The organism is Phyllobacterium calauticae (assembly GCF_019991125.1).
In the GTDB taxonomy this organism is placed as follows: domain Bacteria; phylum Pseudomonadota; class Alphaproteobacteria; order Rhizobiales; family Rhizobiaceae; genus Phyllobacterium; species Phyllobacterium calauticae.
In genome coordinates this window covers 721,205-740,017 of the sequence record NZ_JAGENB010000001.1, presented here as the reverse complement: position 1 = coordinate 740,017, position 18,813 = coordinate 721,205, and the positions used below count along the sequence as shown (strand labels likewise).

The following is an 18,813-nucleotide window of genomic DNA, read 5'->3' as shown; positions in this document are numbered from 1 at the left end:
AAGGGAGCGGAGGCTCCCATATGCAGCGAAAGGTGATTTCTAGGGAGGTTAGAGATGTCTATTCGGCCGGAAGACGTGTTGGGCGTGCCAAAACCCGACTGGAAGACTGACGATGTGGTGATGCTGCAGGACATGGCTTCGAAGTTTCTCGAAGCCGAGGTGCTGCCGCACTACGACCGTTTCGAGAAGCAGGAAATTTTTGACCGTTCCATCTGGGAGCTTGCCGGCGAGAACGGGCTTCTGTGCGCCTCCATGCCGGAAGAATATGGCGGTGCCGGCGGTACCTATGCCCATGAAAGCGCCATCCTGGAAGCCATCAGCCATGTTGGTGTCGATGGCTTCGGCATAGCCCTGCACAATTCAATCGTTGCTCCCTATATTCTGCATTATGGTTCGGAAGAGCAGAAGAAGAAGTGGCTGCCGAAGATGGCGACCGGCGAACTGATCGGCGCCATCGCCATGACCGAGCCGGGTGCCGGTTCCGACCTTCAAGGCGTGAAGACAAGCGCCAAGAAGGACGGCAATCAATACGTCATCAACGGATCGAAGACCTTCATCACCAATGGTCAGCTCGCCAATCTGGTTGTCGTCGTGACCAAGACGGACCCGTCGCAGGGCGCCAAGGGCACATCGCTCATTGTGGTCGAGACGGACGGACAGGAAGGGTTCGAGCGCGGACGCAACCTCGACAAGGTCGGGCTGAAATCGAACGATACCTCGGAACTGTTCTTCAACAATGTCCGCGTGCCCACAGCGAACCTGCTCGGAACCGAAGAGGGTCAGGGCTTTGTACAGCTGATGCAGCAACTGCCGCAGGAACGTCTGCAGATCGGCGGCACCGCGATCGCCATGGCCGAGCGCGCCATCGCGATTACCTCGGACTATGTCAAGGAGCGCAAGGCCTTCGGCAAGGCGGTCATCGACTTCCAGAATACCCAGTTCAAACTGGCCGAAATGAAGACGGAAGCCACCATCGGCCGCGTCTTTTACAATCACTGCGTGGAACGCCACGTCAACGGCGGGCTCGATCCGGTCACTGCCTCCATGGCGAAATACTGGTTGAGCGACCTGCAGAACAAGATCGTTGACGAATGCCTGCAATTGCATGGCGGCTACGGTTATATGAACGAATACCCGATCGCACGTATGTTCCGCGATGCCCGCGTCCAGCGGATCTATGGCGGAACCAATGAAATCATGAAGCTTTTGATCGCCCGCAGCCTCTGAGGTGCGGTTCGAAAAGGGAGAATGAAATGGCCGAAGCATATATTTATGACCACGTCCGCACGCCGCGCGGCAAGGGCAAGAAGGATGGCAGCCTGCATGAAGTGCCCGCCGTCCGTCTCGGCGCCAAGGTGCTGGAAGCGCTGCGCGACCGCAATGGTCTCGACACGGGACTCGTCGACGACATCATCTATGGCTGCGTTGATCCCGTCGGTGAAGCCGGCGCTGTCATTCCGCGTTCATCGGCTTTCGAAGCCGGATACGATTTCAAGGCGCCCGGCATGCAGATTTCGCGCTTCTGTGCCTCTGGCCTCGACGCGGTGAATTTTGCCGCCGCCAAGATCGTGCAGGGTGCCGATGACATCGTCATCGCCGGCGGCGTGGAATCCATGTCGCGCGTCGGCATGGGCATGTCCGGTGGTGCCTGGTACATGGACCCGTCGGTGGGCCTTCCCGGCTATTTCATGCCGCAGGGTGTATCGGCCGATCTGATCGCCACCAAGTATGGTTTTACCCGCGATGATGTCGACGCCTATGCCGTCGAAAGCCAGAAGCGCGCCGGGGAAGCCTGGAAGAAGGGCTACTTCAAGAATTCGGTTCTCAGCATCAAGGACCAGAACGGCCTGACCATCCTTGACCATGATGAACACATGCGTCCGGCAACGGATATGCAGGCACTGGCCTCGCTCAATCCATCCTTCGTGATGCCGGGTGAAATGGGCGGCTTCAATGCCGTTGGCATCCAGGCACATCCGGAAGTTGAGACCATCAACCACGTACACCACGCCGGCAATTCCTCCGGCATTGTTGACGGTGCCGCTGGTGTCCTGCTCGGCTCGAAAAGCGCCGGCAAGGCATTGAGTGCCAAGCCGCGCGCCCGCATCCGCGCCTTTGCCAATATCGGTTCCGATCCGGCCTTGATGCTGACCGGTCCGGTCGATGTGACGGAAAAGCTGCTGAAGCGCGCCAAGATGAAGATTTCGGATATCGACCTGTTCGAACTGAATGAAGCCTTTGCGGCTGTTGTGCTGCGCTACATGCAGGCCTTCAACATTCCGCGCGACAAGATCAACGTGAATGGCGGTGCCATCGCCATGGGCCATCCACTCGGTGCAACCGGTGCGATGATCCTCGGCACGGTGCTTGATGAGCTGGAGCGCCGCGATCTGAATGTGGCCTTGGTCACCCTATGCATTGGTGCCGGCATGGGCACCGCAACGATTATCGAACGCGTCTGAGGGAGAGCAGAAGATGAGCTATACAAACTTCAAATTCGACGTCGACGCGGACGGCATTGCGCTGGTCACCTGGGATATGCCCGACAAGTCGATGAATGTCTTCACTGAAGAGGTGATGAAGGAACTCGACGCTATCGTCGACCGCGTTGCCAAGGACGAGGCGATCAAGGGTGCAGTCATCACATCCGGCAAGGATACCTTCTCCGGCGGCGCGGACCTCACCATGCTCAAACGCATGTTCCAGCTGTTCCAGGAGGAAAAGGCACGGGATCCCAAGAAGGCCGTCGAACTCCTGTTCGAAAACACTGGCAAGATGGGCGGCCTGTTCCGCAAGCTCGAAACATCGGGCAAGCCATGGGTTTCGGCCATCAACGGCACCTGCATGGGCGGCGCATTCGAAATGTCGCTGGCCTGCCATGGCCGCGTTGTTTCCGATGATCCATCGGTGAAGATGGCCCTGCCTGAGGTGAAGGTCGGTATTTTCCCGGGTGCCGGCGGCACGCAGCGCGTTCCGCGCCTGACCAACCAGCAGGATGCCCTGCAGATGATGACGACGGGCTCCAGCCTGACTGCTGCGCGTGCGAAGGCCATGGGTCTTGTGCATGAAATCGCGCCGGCCAAGAAGCTCGTCGAAACCGCCAAGAAGATGATCAAGGCCGGTTTGAAGCCAGTCCAGCCATGGGATGAAAAGGGTTTCAAGCTCCCCGGTGGTGCGATCTATTCGGCAGCGGGTGCCAATCTCTGGCCTGCCGCCACGGCCATCCTGCGCCGCGAAACCTATGGGAATTATCCCGGTGCCGCAGCGATCCTGAAATCCGTCTACGAAGGCCTTCTCGTGCCCTTCGACACGGGTCTGAAGATCGAGCAGCGTTACTTCACCAACATCCTGCAGAGCACGGAAGCGGGCATGATGATCCGCTCGCTGTTCGTTTCCCTGCAGGAACTGAACAAGGGTGCGCGCCGCCCGGCCGATGTCAAGCCGACCAAGTTCAAGAAGGTCGGTGTCATCGGTGCCGGTTTCATGGGGGCGGGCATTGCCTTTGTCACAGCCAAGGCCGGGATTCCCGTTGTCCTGATCGATCAGACGCAGGAAGCCGCCGACAAGGGCAAGGCGCATACGGCTGACCTGATCACCAAGGATATCCAGCGTGGCAAGGCAACTGCGGAAGACAAGGAAAAGCTCCTTGGCCTGATCACCGCCACCACGCAATATGCCGAGCTTGACGGTGCCGACCTTGTGATCGAAGCCGTGTTCGAGGACCGCGACGTCAAGCGCAAGGCAACGGAGCAGGCAGAAGCCGTGCTGAAGCCTGCGGCCGTGTTTGCCTCCAATACCTCGACCCTGCCGATCACCGGCCTTGCCAAGGTATCAGTGCGCCCGAAGAACTTCATCGGCATCCACTTCTTCTCGCCCGTCGACAAAATGATGCTTGTCGAGGTTATTCTCGGCAAGAAGACCTCGGAAAAGGCGCTGGCTGTCGCACTGGATTACGTGCGTGCGATCAAGAAAACCCCGATTGTCGTCAATGATACTCGCGGTTTCTACGTCAATCGCTGCGTCCTGCGCTACATGTCGGAAGCCTACAACATGCTCGTGGAAGGCGTTCCGCCGGCAATGATCGAGAATGTTGCCCGCATGGCAGGCATGCCGGTCGGGCCGCTCGCGCTCAATGATGAGACGGCCATCGATCTGTCGCAGAAAATCCTCAAGGCGACGCTTGCCGATCTCGGACCGAAGGCCGTCGATCCGCGGCATGTGGAACTGGTCAACACGCTGGTCGACAAGTACGACCGCCGTGGCCGCAAGAACGGCAAGGGCTTCTATGATTATCCGGCCAAGCCGGCCAAGAAGCATCTCTGGCCGGAACTGAAGACACTCTATCCGCAGCAGGACGCCGACAAGATCGATGTGGAAGTGCTCAAGCAGCGTTTCCTCTTCACCATCGCGCTGGAAGCGGCGCGGGTCATGGAAGAGGGGATTGTCACCGATCCGCGCGAAGCGGATGTCGGCTCGATCCTGGCGTTCGGCTTTGCGCCTTATACGGGCGGAACGCTGTCCTATATCGATGGCATCGGCGCGGCGAAGTTCGTGGAAATCGCCAAGGGCCTGCAGCGCAAATACGGTGCCCAGTTCAAGGCGCCGAAGCTGTTGCTCGACATGGCCGAGAAGGGTGACACCTTCTATGAACGCTTCAATCCCTATCCGGTTGAAGCCAAGAAGAAAAAGGCTGCCTGACTGAGATATGAGGGGATCACTTGCTGATCCCCTCATTGCTGTTGGTGCGTGGTTCGACAAGCTCACCATGAGGGGAGTGATTTGGCTGCAAGGCTAATCGCAAACGTTGCAGAATATAGCTCCCTGCAATCCTCGCCCTCCCTCATGGTGAGCGTGTCGAACCACGCACGGGTCCTCTCGCATTATAAGAAAGTTTTCCGCGTTTTATCTCGACTTTTCCCCAATTCCCTCCTAAAACTTTAGTGAAGGTATTTTTTCCTTTATCTGGAAGAGTCCCATGTTCTCACATGACCGTATCTGGGCGGCCATCGATGCGCTGGCGGAACGTCATTCGCTTTCCGTTTCGGGACTGGCGAAGCGCGCCGGGCTTGATCCGACCACGTTCAACAAATCCAAACGTTATGCGGTCGACGGTCGTGCCCGCTGGCCGTCGACGGAGTCGCTGGCCAAGATCATGGAAGCGACGGGCGCTTCGCTCGATGAATTCATGACGCTGGTTGTCGGCGGCAAGGGTACAAGGGCCGGCATGGGTGCCATACGGTCCGTACCGCTTCTGGGGTTTGCCCAGGCGGGCGCCGGCGGCTTCTTCGACGATGGGGGATTCCCGGTCGGCCAGGGCTGGGACGTGGTTGAGTTTCCCGTTGGTTCCGGAGAAGCGGTTTATGCGCTGGAGGTTTCCGGGGATTCCATGCTGCCGCTTTATCGCGACGGCGATACGATCATTGTCGCCCCGGGCGTTCCGGTGCGCCGCGGCGACCGTGTCGTTGTCCGCACGAAGGAAGGCGAGGTCATGGCAAAGATTCTTACGCGCCAGACCCCGCGCACCATTGAACTGCAATCGATGAATCCGGAGCATGCCAACCGGACGTTTGATGCGGTTCATATCGACTGGATTGCCCGAATCCTGTGGGCCAGCCAATAACAGGGAGCCATTTCCCATGCGCCGGATGCCGCTTTACGTTCTGACCATTCTGGTCGGACTTTGTCTGGCCTATGTTTTTGTTTCCCCGTTCTATATCGGGCTGCCAGCGGCAGGGGTAAGCGGGCAGGACGTGACGATTGCCCCCGAAAATTTTCAGGTGCCGGCTGATGCAGCTGGGGCCGCGCCGGACACACCGCCGCAACCGCCGGAATCTGTATCACCCCCAGCACAAACCGCCACTGCCGCGCGGCAGGTCGATCCGGATGGATTTTCGATGGCCGGCAAGGAATCCGGGCCGTTGCAGCGTATTGAACCACGCCAACCCTTGAGTGACATGGGCCACGCGACCCCGCCTGCACCCCCTCCGCCTCCCGTGCCTGTCGATACGACGGCACGGCCCAAACTGCTTTACCGCCCGGTAGCGACGGCCGCGGGAACCGTGGATGTCTCAGGCTACAGGATCGCCATCGAGGGGATCAATGTCGTGCCGCCGGAAGAAACATGCGCTGTCGATGGCGGGACGTCGTGGCCATGCGGCACGGCGGCGCGCACTGCCTTTCGCAACTGGCTGCGTTCGCGCGCCATAGAATGCAATGTTCCCGACCTTCCTCCGGACGCGCTCGTTGCCACCCAGTGCAAGCTTGGTACGACCGATCTGGCCGCATGGCTTGTCGACAATGGCTGGGCGAGAGCCAGTGACGGCTCGCCCCTGGCCGATAATATGAAAAAGGCGCAGGAGGCAAAACTCGGCATTTTCGGCAGTCCGCCGCCATCGCTTCCGGCCGCCAGCGACTTGCCATCTCCCGTTGCTATCGGCGACCTGCCGCTGCCATCGGCAGAACCACAGCCGGCACCGCTGGCTGTACCCGCTCCGGATGCGCCGTTCCCGCCAAAGCCGCAGTAGAAAGGTTTGAGGTGTCAGCCTTCGTGGCAGACGGCCTCGATATTGTGGTTGTCCGGATCACGCACGAAGGCGCCATAATAGTCCGGATGGTAATGGGGGCGCAGTCCTGGCTGGCCATTGTCGTTGCCTCCAGCTTCCAGGGCTGCCTTGTGAAAGGCATCGACGAGTGCGCGCGTGTTGACACGAAATGCAACGTGCGCCGGTGGATTGTTCGCGATGCCGCTGGCGATCCAGAAATCGGGCTTGCCGCCTTCGCCAAAGCCGGCAACGTCGGCACTCCCGGTCACGGATGCCGGGAACTCGAGGATCAATTCATAGCCAATGGCCGCGAGGGCTTTCTGGTAGAACTTTTTGCTCTCGTCGAAATTGCTGACATTCACTCCGATATGGTCAATCATTCCGTCCTCCCTCGATTTTGCTCCAGATATGGAGCAATTATGCCAGTTGGCCCATCAACGCCTTTTTAATGAGGGCCCGCGTTTCGGCGATACCGTAAAGCGCGACGAAGGAACCGAACCGCGGCCCGCGTTCCTGTCCGATCAGCACTTCATAGAGCATCTGGAAGAACGACACCGATACGCCGGGCCCGCCTTCGGGGCTCTTCTTGGTGTGATCCTGATAGCGTTCGATGCCACGGGCAACATCCAGCATGGCGTTCTGGATGGCATTGCCATCCGCATCCGCCGGCAAGGTGGCAAGCTGCGCATCAATACCCTTCAACGCCGCGAGCTCAACGTCGTCCGCGGGGCGGAACTTCTTGGTCGGCTTGACGAAATCGTTGAAGTAACGGATCGCATAGGTGACGAGCTCGTTCAGCTTCGGATTGTTTTCCTGCGTCACGCCGGGCGCATAGCGGGAGATGAACCCCCAGAGAACATCGGCATTTTCGGCATTCGACGCGCTGACGAGGTTGAGCAGCATGGCAAAGGGCACCGGCATGTCGAGCACGGGCGGATTGCCGTAATGCTGATGCCAGACCGGATTGCCGAGGCGCTCCTTCCATTCCTGCCGCTGATAGGCGGACAGGAAGGTGAAATACTCGTCCACGGCCTTCGGGATCACGTCGAAATACAGCTTCTTCGCCGTCTTCGGCTTCTGGAACATGTAAAGCGCCAGACTTTCGGTCGGCGCGTAGGTCAACCAGTCATCGATGGTCAGGCCATTGCCCTTCGACTTGGAAATCTTCTGCCCCTTGTCATCGAGGAAGAGCTCGTAATTGAAGCCTTCGGGCGCCCGGCCGCCAATGGCGCGGCAGATCTTGGACGACAGGGTCACGGAGTCGATGAGATCCTTGCCGGCCATCTCGTAGTCAACGCCAAGGGCGGTCCAGCGCATGGCCCAGTCGGCCTTCCACTGGCACTTGACCTTGCCGCCGGTCACTTCCGTTTCGACATGCTCGCCGGTATCGGGGTCCTCATAGGTGATGGTGCCCTTCTGCACATTGCGGGCGATCATCGGGACCTGCAGGACAACGCCGGTGCGCGGGCTGATGGGCAGGAAAGGCGAATAGGTTGCCCGGCGTTCCTCACCCAGGGTGGGCAGGATGATGTTCATGACATCGTCATAGACTGCCAGCATCTTGAGCAATGTCTCGTCGAACCGGCCGGAAGCGTAATAGTCCGTTGCCGAGGCAAATTCGTAGTCGAAACCGAAACGGTCGAGAAACGCCCGCAGCCGCGCATTGTTGGCCGCACCAAACGATGGATACTCGTTGGAGAACGGGTCGGGAATGCGGCTGAGCGGCTTGCCCAGATGCGACGTCATCATCTCCCGGTTCGGCACATTGTCCGGAACCTTGCGCAATCCGTCCATGTCGTCCGAGAAGCAAAGGATCTTTGTCTTGACGCTGTCCTTCGTCAGGACGCGAAAGGCGTGGCGGACCATCGACGTGCGCGCGACTTCGCCGAACGTGCCGATATGCGGCAGGCCGGACGGGCCGTATCCTGTCTCGAACAGGATCGAGTCGGGATAGCCGGACTTTTCATAGCGTTTGATGATCTTCTGCGCCTCTTCGAAGGGCCATGCTTTGGCCTCTGCTGCCGCCGCGATCAGCTCGGGGGTCAGTTCGATTTGGGTGTTGGGGCGCGAAGTCATTCTTGGTTTCCTGTTTTCCTGCCATGTGGTGAAGCGCGCGGACACTATGGCGGCAGCTTCGCCGCGTCAATTGCCACGGCGTCTCACAAGGCTTTTGCATGCGGTTTCAATAAAAATCGACGGGGAAGTACCGTAGATAGAGTTCGGAGGTCGTGCCCTTTTCCTCCATGGATTTCAATGCAAAATTGAAGGCATCGACCAGATCGGTGTTCTTCGCGGTTGCGGCAATCATCATGCCGTCGCCCAGAAACTGTGGTGCGATATAAGGCCCGCCGGAAAATGTGCAGCAATTCTGCGCTTCCGGGCTGCCGATCCAGAACGACAGGTCGGATCCGTCTCCAAAAACCGCATCGATTTTCTTGTCGCGCAAATCCTTCAGCATCAAGGCGCGTGTGGGATAGCCGACCCATCTGTCCCTGGGGAAGTAATCGGCGAAAATCGCCTGATGCACCGACCCGTCCACGACGCCAACCACTTTCTTGTCGAGCTTGTCTGCCAGAGGTTCCTCCAGCGTCGTTTCCTTCAGGGTGACGAAACGGGCAGGCAGCCGCATGTAGGGGGCGGTGAATGCAAACTTTTCACGCAATTGTGTCGTGGGCTTCAATCCGGCGATAATGGCCTCGGCTTCGCCGTTTTCCACGGTCTGCTGAAGTTCATTCCATGGACGCGCTTCGATCTGGCAAATCGCGGTCACATTCAATTCGCTGCAGATGGCCCGCACCAGATCGATGTTGAAACCGGATATCCGTCCGCTGGCGTCGATGAAATTGAACGGAGGGTAATCCACCGTGGTCACAAACCGGATGCGTTCGACCGTCGAAAGATTTGGCTTGGCAACATGTTCCCGGCCATCCCAATAGTGCGGGAAATCCGATGCTGCACTGAATTGTGACAATCCTGCCCCAAGGAAAACTGCCGTGCAAAAAGCGATTGTGCGGATATGCATTCGATTTGAGATGCCCATGTGATTTGCCCGAAGAGTAGCATGGGTGATCCTGAGATGACAGGTTTGATGGCCGTCCTGTGCCGCTGCACGGAGTGATGGGCTGCAATAGGTGCCGTTCTTCGACTTATGAAGAATTGCCATTGGTATAAAGAGACGTAACAATATTATTCTTCGCTTATAACGCTATAGATTGTTCCGAATCTTATTTTCAATTATGAATTGTGAGTTGAGTTCATGCTGTTGGCGTTTCCTCTACAGAAAACACGCGCCTTGACGATCGATAATATTCAAAGATCAGGCTCTCGGTAGAGGGAAGATGCTGCATCGAGACCTCGAAGTGGCTCTGGCCGCGCGTCTCCATCGCGCCGGATTGGCAAAAATCCTGATCGTACGGGCCTTCAGGGATTCCATTGCCGGCAACACGTCCTTTATCGACGAACTCTACGCCAGCGTTCGCGGCAAAGATGCGCTGATCGGCCAATGTATCGCCGACATAACGGGACTGGCTTTTGAAGCGGCACCGCAAACAACCGGCATTTTTCTGCGATCGGGCCCGGATATCACCATTCTGCCGCACGCACGCATTGCGACGACACTCAACCACGACAGCAATGCATTGACCTATATTGCGCCGACAATCGCCGACATTGCCGTAGTCAAACGCCATCTGTCGAGCCGCAAGGAGCTGGCTGGCCGCTTGAGCGTGACCACGCCCTCAGGGGTGCGCGAGCTTCTCAGGGCCGGGCATCAGCATCTGCTCGCCGATAGAGCCGCAAGAATGATCGAAGACTCCCGCTGCGAATACTCGGCCAAAACTGTCCTGACAGGCCAGCAAGGCATCCTGATCGGCATATTGGCAAGCTGTCTGCTGCTGGGCGCCTTTGAGAAGCAGCAACTGAGCTGGAAGGGTGCGCATGTCATCCTCTCGCTGTTCTTTCTTGCCTGTGTCCTGCTGCGCCTCGTGGCATGCAAAAATGCGCGTGGCGACAATCCGTTGCCCCTGCTGGCAATAAATCCTGCAGAGCTTCCGATCTACACGGTTATGATTGCACTGTATCAGGAAGCAGACATTGTTCCGCAGCTCGTCAGAGCCATACTGGCGTTGAACTGGCCGCGTTCAAAGCTTCAGGTTCTCTTCCTCTGCGAAGGGGATGACGCGGCGACACTCGCCGCATTGAGGCGCCAGGGGCTGCCTCAGTCCTTCGATATCATTTCCGTATCCGGATATGGCCCGCGGACGAAGCCAAAGGCGCTCAATTACGGGCTCCTGCTGTCGAAGGGAGCGTTTGTCGTGGTCTACGATGCAGAGGATCGCCCCCACCCAGACCAGTTGCTGGAAGCCTTTCAACGCTTCCAGCGCGCCGATGAAAAGCTCGGCTGCCTCCAGGCTCCGTTGACGGTCGCCAATGCCCATGAAAGTCTGGTCGCGCGTCTGTTTGCCTTCGAATATGCGGCGCACTTCCAGAGCTTCCTGCCGTGGCTTGCGCATCGCGGGCTGGTCTTGCCCCTTGGCGGCAGCTCCAATCATTTTCGTTCCGATTGCCTGACCGCCATCGGAGGGTGGGATCCGCACAACGTCACGGAGGACGCGGAGCTCGGAACCCGTTTGGCGCGTCTGGGGTATCGGACGGATATGATCGAACGCGCGACGATCGAAGATGCGCCAACTGAAATCGGCATCTGGTTTCGCCAGCGAACGCGCTGGTTCAAGGGCTGGATGCAGACGTGGCTTGTACAGATGCGCCAGCCGTTTACCCTTCTCGTCCAGTTGGGCATTCTGCGCTTCGTCGTCTATCACCTTCTGGCGGTGGGGATGATCGTTTCATCCCTGCTTTATCCCGTCACGCTGCTGTTTATGCTCTCGGTCACCTTGTGCTGGCTTTCCGGAAGCGATGTCTTTGCGCTGCATCGGGATATTCTCTGCATCGATCTCATCAATATCGTGATGGGGTATCTCTCGTTCCACCGGCTGGGGCAGCGCGCGCTGGCGGGCAAGGGAATGCCCGGCAGGATACTGCCATGGATACCGCTCTACTGGTTGGTCATGTCGCTGGCGGCATGGCGCGCCTTGGGGCAGTTGAACACGCGGCCTTTCCTATGGGAGAAAACGCCGCATCGGCCCGCACAATCTACTCAAGAAACCCCGGACCGGAACCAATGATCAGAGCGTCTTCATTGCCGATCACCCCGACATCCCGGCCCTTGTAGGGCAAGCTCAGCAAAACCCGGCGGATAACGGCGATGCGGGCGCGGCGCTTGTCATTGGAGCGCACCACGGTCCACGGGGCATGGGCCGTATGGGTCCGGGCCATCATTTCGTTCCGGGCGTTGGTGTAGTCATCCCATTTTTCGGCACCGGCAATATCCATCGGCGAGAACTTCCAGTTCTTCAACGGGCTGTGGCGTCGATCGTGAAAACGTTTCAACTGCATGATCTGGCCGATATTGAGCCAGAACTTGAAGAAGAAGATACCGTCGGCAACGATCATGCGTTCGAAGCCGGGTGTTTCCTCGAGGAACGATTCATGCTGTTCCGGCGTACAGAAGCCCATGACGGGTTCGACACCACCGCGATTGTACCAGGAGCGGTCAAACGTGACGAATTCGCCCCTTGTCGGAAAATGCGAGACGTAGCGCTGATAGTACCATTGCCCGCCTTCGGTTTCCGTGGGCTTGGGCAGGGCAACGTTGCGCGCATTGCGTGGGTTCATGTACTGGCGCAAGGTAAAGATCGTTCCGCCCTTGCCGGCGGCATCGCGCCCTTCGAAAACGGTTATCACGCGGCCGCCGGTTTCCTGCAGCCAGCTCTGCATTTTGACCAGTTCAATCTGCAGCTGTTCGAGTGTTTTTTCGTATTCGGCCCTGTTCATTTTATCCGTGTAGGGAAAGTCACCGGACGCAAGGGCGCCGTCGTCAATCCAGTCCGGCAGTTTGGCATCGTCGATATCGAAACTCCGCTTCTTCCCATCGATCCTGAGTTTAAGCGTTGTCTTACCGACATGCGGCTGGTCGGATTTCTCTTTCGAATTTTTGGCCAAGACAGTCTCCCTCAATTGACATGAAGCCATGTTATTGGGACAGCGTTGTGGCGTCCAGTGTCGATGACAAGCATGGCAGGGCAGGGAGTTGAACGCATGAGCATATTCGGTTCAGGGCAGGAAAGCCGCGGTTTGCGGCAAAGGGCGATGCAGCGGATCATTCGCGCGCGCTATATTCTTGGTGCCGCTGCCTTTCTCACCGCGCTCGTTCTGAATTCCGGCGTGTCCTGGTGGCTGAGCTTTGCCATTCTGATGCTTCTGCTCCTGGGCGTGGTCGCCTTGTCGGCAAGCATTCCGCGCAGCGACGACACCACCCGTGCACAGCCGGTCAGCGATCCGGCGATCTTCCGCCTGTCCGGTCAGCAGCTTGCGGCGCAATTGCCCGATCCCCTGATCATCTTTGATCACGAAGGGACAATTCTTTACGTCAATCCGGCGGCCAACGGCGCTTTCGGGCCTCTGGCGCGCGGCGGTACGCTGCTCCTGCATTTCCGCGCACCGGAGATGCAGACGCTGGTCCAGTCGGTCATGTCGGATGCGCAGGCCGGATCGATTGATTATTCCGAGCGTGTCCCGGTTGAACGCTGGTATCGCGCCACAGTGCTGCGTTTGGACCAGGGCGGTTCCGACCGCCAGTATCTCCTGTCATTCCGCGATCTGACCGAGGCGCATCGTCTGGAGCGCATGCGCTCGGACTTCATCGCCAATGCCAGCCATGAATTGCGCACGCCACTGGCGTCACTCAGCGGTTTCATTGAAACGCTGCGCGGTCCGGCGCGCAACGACGCCGTTGCCCGCGACAATTTTCTGGAGATCATGCAGAAGCAGGCTGAGCGCATGGCACGGCTCATCGATGATCTTCTGTCCCTGTCGCGCATCGAAATGAAGGCCCATATCGCGGTGAAGGACCAGGTGGACCTGACCATCGTTCTCAATCATGTGGTGGATACTCTCCGCCCGCTCGCCACGCACCTCGACATTGAAATCGAACGCCATATCGATCCCGGGCCGGTCATGGTCCTCGGCGATCGGGATGAACTGACGCAGGTTTTCCAGAATCTTCTAGAGAACGCCTGCAAATACGGCCAGTCCGGCAAGAAGGTAGTTGTCGAGCTTAAAAACAATGGCGAGGGGATCAAAGCCACTATTCAGGATTTTGGCCCTGGCATTCCGGAAGAACATATACCGCGGCTGACCGAGCGCTTTTATCGCGTCAATATCGAGACCAGCCGGGCCCAGAAGGGCACGGGTCTCGGTCTGGCAATCGTCAAGCACATCCTTACGCGGCACCGGGCCCGGCTTGTCGTTCGCTCCCGCGTTGGCGAAGGCTCATCGTTCACGGTTGCCTTCGGTCCGCAGAAAGCCAAGGCTTGACGCCAATAAAAAAGGCGCCTGACGGCGCCTTTCCCTATACTATGTGCCTTGCAGATTACCGAGCGCGGCGGCGATCGGACGCCGGCTGATAGGCCAGGCGGGCATGATAGGTGCAGTACGGGCCGCCTTCGCCGACATCATTTCCGCAGAAGTGAAAATCAGGCTGCAACGGATCGCCCATCGGCCACTTGCAGGTGCGCTCGCTGAGCTGCACCAGTTCGAGACGCCGCGAGATCGGCACCACGACATCCGTCGAGGGCTTCATCACGGTCTGCGTAACCGTGTCGACGAAATATTCCTGCTGCAGCGCTGTTGCGCCAACGCTCTTGGTCACAACACGGCTCGTCATCTGCGCCGACGTGCTGACGCTGCTGCGATGTCCGGCTGAAGCGGTCGTGTTGACTTTCTTGCTGCGTGTCTGGGTCGATGTGGTCTTGCCGCGGCCTGACAGTTTCAGGCGGTGCACCTTGCCGATGACCGCATTGCGGCTGACGCCACCCAGCTGTGCTGCGATCTGGCTTGCGCTCAGACCTTCGGCCCAAAGCTTCTTCAGCTGTTCTACGCGCTCATCTGTCCAGTTCATCTTCCTTGGCTCCGTATTGTGCGGACTCTAGGCTGAATCCTTCCCTCACATCTGGATTGCTCCAGATTGCAGATACTATATCTATCCAGGTGACGAGGTCCGCCGCACGAAATCTAGCTATTCCGTTTCTCAAGCTACAATATGCGATGACTCTGTGACAAGAGTCGGGCGTGGGAAGCGGCTTGCTTTTTTGGGTTTTCCCCAACTTGCGCGAGAAAACGCGGCATAAATGACATTTCTTGCAGATCATGTCGCTTTCCGTATGGTCGCTTGGCTACAGATTTGAAAACCTTATGGAAAGACCGCCTCGCGCGGACGCACTGTCGCGGCTATGTTTTTGAAGTGTTCATTTGACAATTGCGGATTGAATGATGATATTACCAGCGTCAGGCCGCCCTTGTGGGCGGCTTTTTGATTTCATCGCTGCCGGTTTCTTCTTAGCAAACAGCAGATCAAAACAGGGTATTGGAGGCCCGAAACGACATGACGGACGCAAACGCGCAACCGCTATACGACACTTTTGCTCGTGCGGATCTGCGCTTTGAGCGAGGAGACGGTGTTTGGCTGACGACCGAGAGCGGTGAACGCTATCTGGATTTCGCTGCCGGCATTGCCGTCAATTCGCTGGGTTATTCGCATCCGCATCTCGTCGAAACCCTGAAGACCCAGGCTGACAAGCTCTGGCATCTGTCCAATATTTATGAAATTCCGGGGCAAAGGCGTCTTGGTCAGCGTCTCGTGGACAACACGTTTGCCGACAAGGTGTTTTTCACCAATTCCGGGGCGGAAGCGCTGGAATGCGCGATCAAGACCGCCCGGCGCTATCACTATGTCAACGGTCACCCGGAACGGTTTCATATCATCACGTTCGAAGGCGCGTTCCATGGCCGGACGCTGGCGACGATCGCTGCCGGCGGCCAGGAAAAGTATCTCGAAGGCTTCGGCCCCAAAGTCTCGGGCTTCGATCAGGTGCCCTTTGGTGACGAGAAGGCATTGAAGGCGGCCATTGGTCCCCAGACCGCTGCCATCCTGATTGAACCGATCCAGGGCGAGGGCGGTGTGCGTCCCGTGCCGGATGAAGATTTGCGCCGCCTGCGCAAGATTTGCGACGAGAACGGCCTGCTGCTGATCCTCGATGAAGTTCAGTCGGGTGTCGGACGCACGGGCAAGTTCTTTGCCTATGAGTGGTCGGGCATCACGCCCGATATCATGGCTGTCGCCAAGGGCATCGGCGGCGGTTTCCCGCTTGGCGCCTGTCTCGCAACGGCCGAGGCAGCCAAGGGCATGACAGCCGGCGTGCATGGCACGACCTATGGCGGCAATCCGCTCGCCATGGCCGTCGGCAATGCCGTGCTCGATGTCATTCTCGCCGACGGCTTTTTCGAGCATGTGCAGCAGGTCGCCCTCTTCATGAAGCAGGGCCTTGCCTCGATCTCCGATCGCTATCCCGAGGTCATTGCGGAAGTACGCGGCCGCGGGCTGTTGATGGGCATCAAGAGTGTTGTTCCCAATACAGCGCTCGTTCAGGCCCTGCGTGACGAACACTTGCTCACCGTTGGTGCCGGCGACAACGTCATTCGGTTGCTGCCGCCTTTGGTCGTGACCGAAGAAGAGGCCCGCGAGGCCCTTTCCCGGATTGAAGCCGCTGCCGAACGTCTGTCGGTCACGGCCCGGCAGAAGAGTGCGTAGGGAACTGTCATGACAATCAAGCAGGACCTCCGTCACTTCACGGATATCTCGGCGCTTTCTTCCGGTGTGTTGCGTTCCATTCTTGATGATGCGCGCGCGCGCAAGAACCGCCTCAAGGCAGGCAATATTGAGAAGCCCTTTGCAGGCAAGGTGCTTGCGATGATTTTCGACAAGCCTTCGACGCGGACCCGTGTGTCCTTCGATGTCGGCATGCGCCAGCTGGGCGGCGAAACCATCATGCTCACCGGTTCCGAAATGCAGCTCGGCCGCAGCGAGACCATTGCGGATACGGCAAAGGTGCTTTCGCGCTACGTCGATATCATCATGATGCGCACGACGACCCATGACCGGCTGATCGAAATGGCTGAGAACGCCACGGTTCCCGTCATCAATGCCCTGACGGACGACACGCATCCATGCCAGATCATGGCCGATATCATGACGTTCGAAGAGCATCGCGGTCCGGTCAAGGGTAAGACGTTTGCCTGGACAGGCGATGGCAACAATGTGCTGCATTCGCTCGTCGAAGCGGCTGCGCGCTTTGATTTCAACCTGAATATTGCCACGCCGGAAGGCAGCGAGCCCGAGAGCAAATATCTCGCCTGGGCCAAGAGCGCCGGCGGCAATGTCAAGCTGACGTCCGATCCTATCGCGGCTGTCGAGGGCGTTGACTGCATCGTCACCGATACATGGGTTTCGATGGGACAGGAAGGCCGTGCGCGCGGTCACAATGTGTTCATGCCCTATCAGGTCAATGATGCCCTGATAAGGCACGCGCATCCCGATGCCCTGTTCATGCACTGCCTGCCTGCCCATCGCGGCGAAGAAGTAACGGATTCCGTTATTGACGGGCCGCACTCGGTCGTTTTCGATGAAGCCGAAAACCGGTTGCATGCACAAAAAGCCATTCTAGCCTGGTGTCTCGAAGGAGGTCGCCCGCGTGTCTGATATGCCTGACATCACCAAGCGCTCCGACGAATACGTCTTCGCCGGGGACGATGCGGTTGTGCCGTTCCAAGTCGAGACACTCGATGCCCGCGGCCGCGCCGTGCAATTGGGTGCGGCACTGGACGATATTCTCAGCCGGCACGACTACCCGGAGCCGGTTGCAAAGCTCTTGGCCGAAGCGATTGTCCTGACCGTGCTCTTGGGAACGTCACTGAAATTCGACGGCAAGTTCATTTTCCAGTCGCAGTCCGATGGGCCTGTCGACATGCTGGTGGTTGATTTCCGCACGCCGAATTCGGTGCGTGCCTATGCCCGCTATGACGAAGACCGGCTGGCCGAGGCGATCGCCGCACACCGGCTTTCGCCGGAGCAGTTGATGGGGACGGGAACGCTGGCGCTGACGGTTGATCAGGGCGAGTACACCCAGCGCTATCAAGGCATCGTTGCACTCGACGGTTCCAACCTGGAGGAAATAGCCAAGACCTATTTCCGCCAGTCGGAGCAGATTCCGACCGATATCCGCTTGTCCGTCGCCAAGCTCATAGAACGCGGCGAGGATGGCAAACCCGTCGAGCAATGGCGCGCCGGAGGGCTGATCGTGCAGTTCCTGCCGGAATCCGAGTTGCGCATCCGCCAGCGTGATCTGCCTGCGGGCGATGCGCCGGATACCGACGAGGATGAGGACGATATTGAAGAGGACGATGATTGGGCTGAAGTGAAGGCTCTGGTTGCGACCATCGAGAGTTCGGAACTGACCGATCCGCAGGTGGGTGCCGAACGGCTGTTGTACCGCCTGTTCCATGAACGCGGCGTCCGCGTATTCGACGCCGTGCCGGTGAACGACGATTGTTCCTGCTCGCGTGACAAGATTGCAGGCGTCCTTTCCGGATTTACCGCCGAAGAGATCACGGACAGCATCGAAGATGGCAAGATCAGCGTGACCTGCGAGTTCTGCTCGACCCATTACGAGTTTGACCCTGCGGAATTCCTGCCAAAGAACTGATCATCCGAACGAGGATTGCCCCTGTGGACGTACGCGACAGCAACGGAAATGAGCTTCAGGATGGCGATTCCGTCACCTTGATCAAGGATCTGAAAGTCAAGGGAACGTCAGAGACGATCAAGCGGGGCACGCTCGTCAAGAATATCTGCCTGAACGGCCGCGAGGGTGAAGTCGAGTGCAACACCAAACAGGTCAAAGGCCTGGTTCTGAAAACGGAATTCGTCAAGAAGGCGTAATGCGACGTCACAAGCGCCGCACGTGAATTGCTATTTCAGCAGCCCGTTGGCGATCCGCCAGGATACCAGCGCCTCGTGGGCAGCGGTGACGGCAACCAGGACAATCAGGAACGCACCGATGATCAGCCACAACGGCCACGGCTTCGCCGAACGTTTGGCGAAGAGGCCGACGACAAGGCCCGGCACAAGCGCCAGCGCCAGAAGTTCCGGCATGCCGGCCTTGCCGGCCTGAATGCTTGGCAGGGCATAGCCCATAAAAAGTGCGCCGACACCAATGGCAAAGGTAACGACGGAGCAGGCAAGCGCCTTCAGGTACGGCATTTCAGTTTGGCTGGTCATCAGGGCGTGTACTCATGCATGTGATCAAAATGGCGCTCG

Annotated in this window: 17 protein-coding genes; 11 read left to right on the top strand and 6 right to left on the bottom strand. The window is 58.4% G+C overall.

The window, feature by feature from the left end; all coding sequences use genetic code 11:
- The first annotated feature begins 54 nt into the window (after positions 1 to 54).
- The 5 genes from J1W56_RS03815 to J1W56_RS03795 all read left to right on the top strand — a co-directional run bounded on the left by J1W56_RS03815 (position 55) and on the right by J1W56_RS03795 (position 6,524).
- Positions 55 to 1,227 (top strand): acyl-CoA dehydrogenase family protein, encoded by a 1,173-nt coding sequence (locus J1W56_RS03815; protein ID WP_223611901.1) that lies wholly within the window; start codon positions 55 to 57, stop codon positions 1,225 to 1,227.
- Between the two features lie 26 nt (positions 1,228 to 1,253).
- Positions 1,254 to 2,462, top strand: a complete 1,209-nt coding sequence (locus J1W56_RS03810) for an acetyl-CoA C-acetyltransferase (protein ID WP_223611899.1) — start codon at positions 1,254 to 1,256, stop codon at positions 2,460 to 2,462.
- 13 nt (positions 2,463 to 2,475) lie between these two features.
- Positions 2,476 to 4,698: a 3-hydroxyacyl-CoA dehydrogenase NAD-binding domain-containing protein gene (locus J1W56_RS03805; protein ID WP_223611897.1), complete on the top strand. Its 2,223-nt coding sequence runs from the start codon at positions 2,476 to 2,478 to the stop codon at positions 4,696 to 4,698.
- Positions 4,699 to 4,975: 277 nt separating this feature from the next.
- Positions 4,976 to 5,620, top strand: a complete 645-nt coding sequence (locus J1W56_RS03800) for a S24 family peptidase (protein ID WP_223611896.1) — start codon at positions 4,976 to 4,978, stop codon at positions 5,618 to 5,620.
- Between the two features lie 16 nt (positions 5,621 to 5,636).
- Entirely contained in the window at positions 5,637 to 6,524 is an 888-nt protein-coding gene (locus J1W56_RS03795) for a thermonuclease family protein (RefSeq protein WP_223611894.1), read from the top strand.
- Between the two features lie 14 nt (positions 6,525 to 6,538).
- Here J1W56_RS03795 and J1W56_RS03790 read toward each other — a convergent pair whose 3' ends face one another.
- From J1W56_RS03790 to J1W56_RS03780, 3 genes are all read right to left on the bottom strand, one after another.
- Positions 6,539 to 6,922 carry a VOC family protein gene (locus tag J1W56_RS03790; protein ID WP_223611893.1) on the bottom strand — a complete coding sequence of 128 codons (384 nt, stop codon included), beginning with the start codon at positions 6,920 to 6,922 and terminating at the stop codon, positions 6,539 to 6,541.
- Between the two features lie 37 nt (positions 6,923 to 6,959).
- On the bottom strand, positions 6,960 to 8,618 hold the full coding sequence (locus J1W56_RS03785) for a lysine--tRNA ligase (RefSeq protein WP_223611891.1): 1,659 nt from the start codon (positions 8,616 to 8,618) through the stop codon (positions 6,960 to 6,962).
- Between the two features lie 106 nt (positions 8,619 to 8,724).
- Positions 8,725 to 9,513 (bottom strand): transporter substrate-binding domain-containing protein, encoded by a 789-nt coding sequence (locus J1W56_RS03780; RefSeq protein WP_223611890.1) that lies wholly within the window; start codon positions 9,511 to 9,513, stop codon positions 8,725 to 8,727.
- A gap of 367 nt (positions 9,514 to 9,880) precedes the next feature.
- On the opposite strand from J1W56_RS03780, the gene J1W56_RS03775 reads away from it, so the two are divergent.
- Positions 9,881 to 11,725, top strand: coding sequence for a glycosyltransferase (locus J1W56_RS03775; protein ID WP_223611889.1), 1,845 nt, complete (start codon positions 9,881 to 9,883; stop codon positions 11,723 to 11,725).
- On the opposite strand, the gene ppk2 is transcribed toward J1W56_RS03775, so the two are convergent.
- Positions 11,694 to 12,536 (bottom strand): polyphosphate kinase 2, encoded by an 843-nt coding sequence (gene ppk2 / locus J1W56_RS03770; RefSeq protein ID WP_374042651.1) that lies wholly within the window; start codon positions 12,534 to 12,536, stop codon positions 11,694 to 11,696. The genes J1W56_RS03775 and ppk2 overlap by 32 nt on opposite strands.
- A 162-nt stretch (positions 12,537 to 12,698) precedes the next feature.
- Here ppk2 and phoR point away from each other — a divergent pair, with 162 nt between their 5' ends.
- On the top strand, positions 12,699 to 13,976 hold the full coding sequence (phoR, locus tag J1W56_RS03765; protein ID WP_223611886.1) for a phosphate regulon sensor histidine kinase PhoR: 1,278 nt from the start codon (positions 12,699 to 12,701) through the stop codon (positions 13,974 to 13,976).
- Between the two features lie 55 nt (positions 13,977 to 14,031).
- Here phoR and J1W56_RS03760 read toward each other — a convergent pair whose 3' ends face one another.
- Positions 14,032 to 14,559, bottom strand: coding sequence for a GcrA family cell cycle regulator (locus tag J1W56_RS03760; protein ID WP_223611884.1), 528 nt, complete (start codon positions 14,557 to 14,559; stop codon positions 14,032 to 14,034).
- 483 nt (positions 14,560 to 15,042) lie between these two features.
- Here J1W56_RS03760 and J1W56_RS03755 point away from each other — a divergent pair, with 483 nt between their 5' ends.
- From J1W56_RS03755 to J1W56_RS03740, 4 genes are read left to right on the top strand one after another with little or no spacing between them, the layout of a single operon-like run.
- Positions 15,043 to 16,248 (top strand): aspartate aminotransferase family protein, encoded by a 1,206-nt coding sequence (locus J1W56_RS03755; RefSeq protein ID WP_223611883.1) that lies wholly within the window; start codon positions 15,043 to 15,045, stop codon positions 16,246 to 16,248.
- A gap of 9 nt (positions 16,249 to 16,257) precedes the next feature.
- On the top strand, positions 16,258 to 17,196 hold the full coding sequence (gene argF, locus J1W56_RS03750; RefSeq protein WP_223611882.1) for an ornithine carbamoyltransferase: 939 nt from the start codon (positions 16,258 to 16,260) through the stop codon (positions 17,194 to 17,196).
- A gap of 1 nt (position 17,197) precedes the next feature.
- A complete protein-coding gene (locus tag J1W56_RS03745; protein ID WP_223612398.1) occupies positions 17,198 to 18,199 on the top strand; it encodes an Hsp33 family molecular chaperone in 1,002 nt (333 codons plus the stop codon).
- Between the two features lie 23 nt (positions 18,200 to 18,222).
- Positions 18,223 to 18,435 carry an alkylphosphonate utilization protein gene (locus J1W56_RS03740; protein WP_404927878.1) on the top strand — a complete coding sequence of 71 codons (213 nt, stop codon included), beginning with the start codon at positions 18,223 to 18,225 and terminating at the stop codon, positions 18,433 to 18,435.
- Between the two features lie 30 nt (positions 18,436 to 18,465).
- Here the strand turns inward: J1W56_RS03740 and J1W56_RS03735 are convergent, their stop codons facing one another.
- Positions 18,466 to 18,774, bottom strand: coding sequence for a hypothetical protein (locus tag J1W56_RS03735; protein ID WP_223611880.1), 309 nt, complete (start codon positions 18,772 to 18,774; stop codon positions 18,466 to 18,468).
- Positions 18,775 to 18,813 lie beyond the last annotated feature (39 nt).

Excerpts from the sequence above, each read along its gene's own strand:
- J1W56_RS03815 (WP_223611901.1), top strand. The coding sequence starts at position 55 with ATGTCTATTCGGCCGGAAGACGTGTTGGGCGTGCCAAAACCCGACTGG.
- J1W56_RS03810 (WP_223611899.1), top strand. The coding sequence starts at position 1,254 with ATGGCCGAAGCATATATTTATGACCACGTCCGCACGCCGCGCGGCAAG.
- J1W56_RS03805 (WP_223611897.1), top strand. The coding sequence starts at position 2,476 with ATGAGCTATACAAACTTCAAATTCGACGTCGACGCGGACGGCATTGCG.
- J1W56_RS03800 (WP_223611896.1), top strand. The coding sequence starts at position 4,976 with ATGTTCTCACATGACCGTATCTGGGCGGCCATCGATGCGCTGGCGGAA.
- J1W56_RS03795 (WP_223611894.1), top strand. The coding sequence starts at position 5,637 with ATGCGCCGGATGCCGCTTTACGTTCTGACCATTCTGGTCGGACTTTGT.
- J1W56_RS03790 (WP_223611893.1), bottom strand. The coding sequence starts at position 6,922 with ATGATTGACCATATCGGAGTGAATGTCAGCAATTTCGACGAGAGCAAA.
- J1W56_RS03785 (WP_223611891.1), bottom strand. The coding sequence starts at position 8,618 with ATGACTTCGCGCCCCAACACCCAAATCGAACTGACCCCCGAGCTGATC.
- J1W56_RS03775 (WP_223611889.1), top strand. The coding sequence starts at position 9,881 with ATGCTGCATCGAGACCTCGAAGTGGCTCTGGCCGCGCGTCTCCATCGC.
- phoR (WP_223611886.1), top strand. The coding sequence starts at position 12,699 with ATGAGCATATTCGGTTCAGGGCAGGAAAGCCGCGGTTTGCGGCAAAGG.
- J1W56_RS03760 (WP_223611884.1), bottom strand. The coding sequence starts at position 14,559 with ATGAACTGGACAGATGAGCGCGTAGAACAGCTGAAGAAGCTTTGGGCC.
- J1W56_RS03755 (WP_223611883.1), top strand. The coding sequence starts at position 15,043 with ATGACGGACGCAAACGCGCAACCGCTATACGACACTTTTGCTCGTGCG.
- argF (WP_223611882.1), top strand. The coding sequence starts at position 16,258 with ATGACAATCAAGCAGGACCTCCGTCACTTCACGGATATCTCGGCGCTT.
- J1W56_RS03745 (WP_223612398.1), top strand. The coding sequence starts at position 17,198 with ATGCCTGACATCACCAAGCGCTCCGACGAATACGTCTTCGCCGGGGAC.
- J1W56_RS03735 (WP_223611880.1), bottom strand. The coding sequence starts at position 18,774 with ATGACCAGCCAAACTGAAATGCCGTACCTGAAGGCGCTTGCCTGCTCC.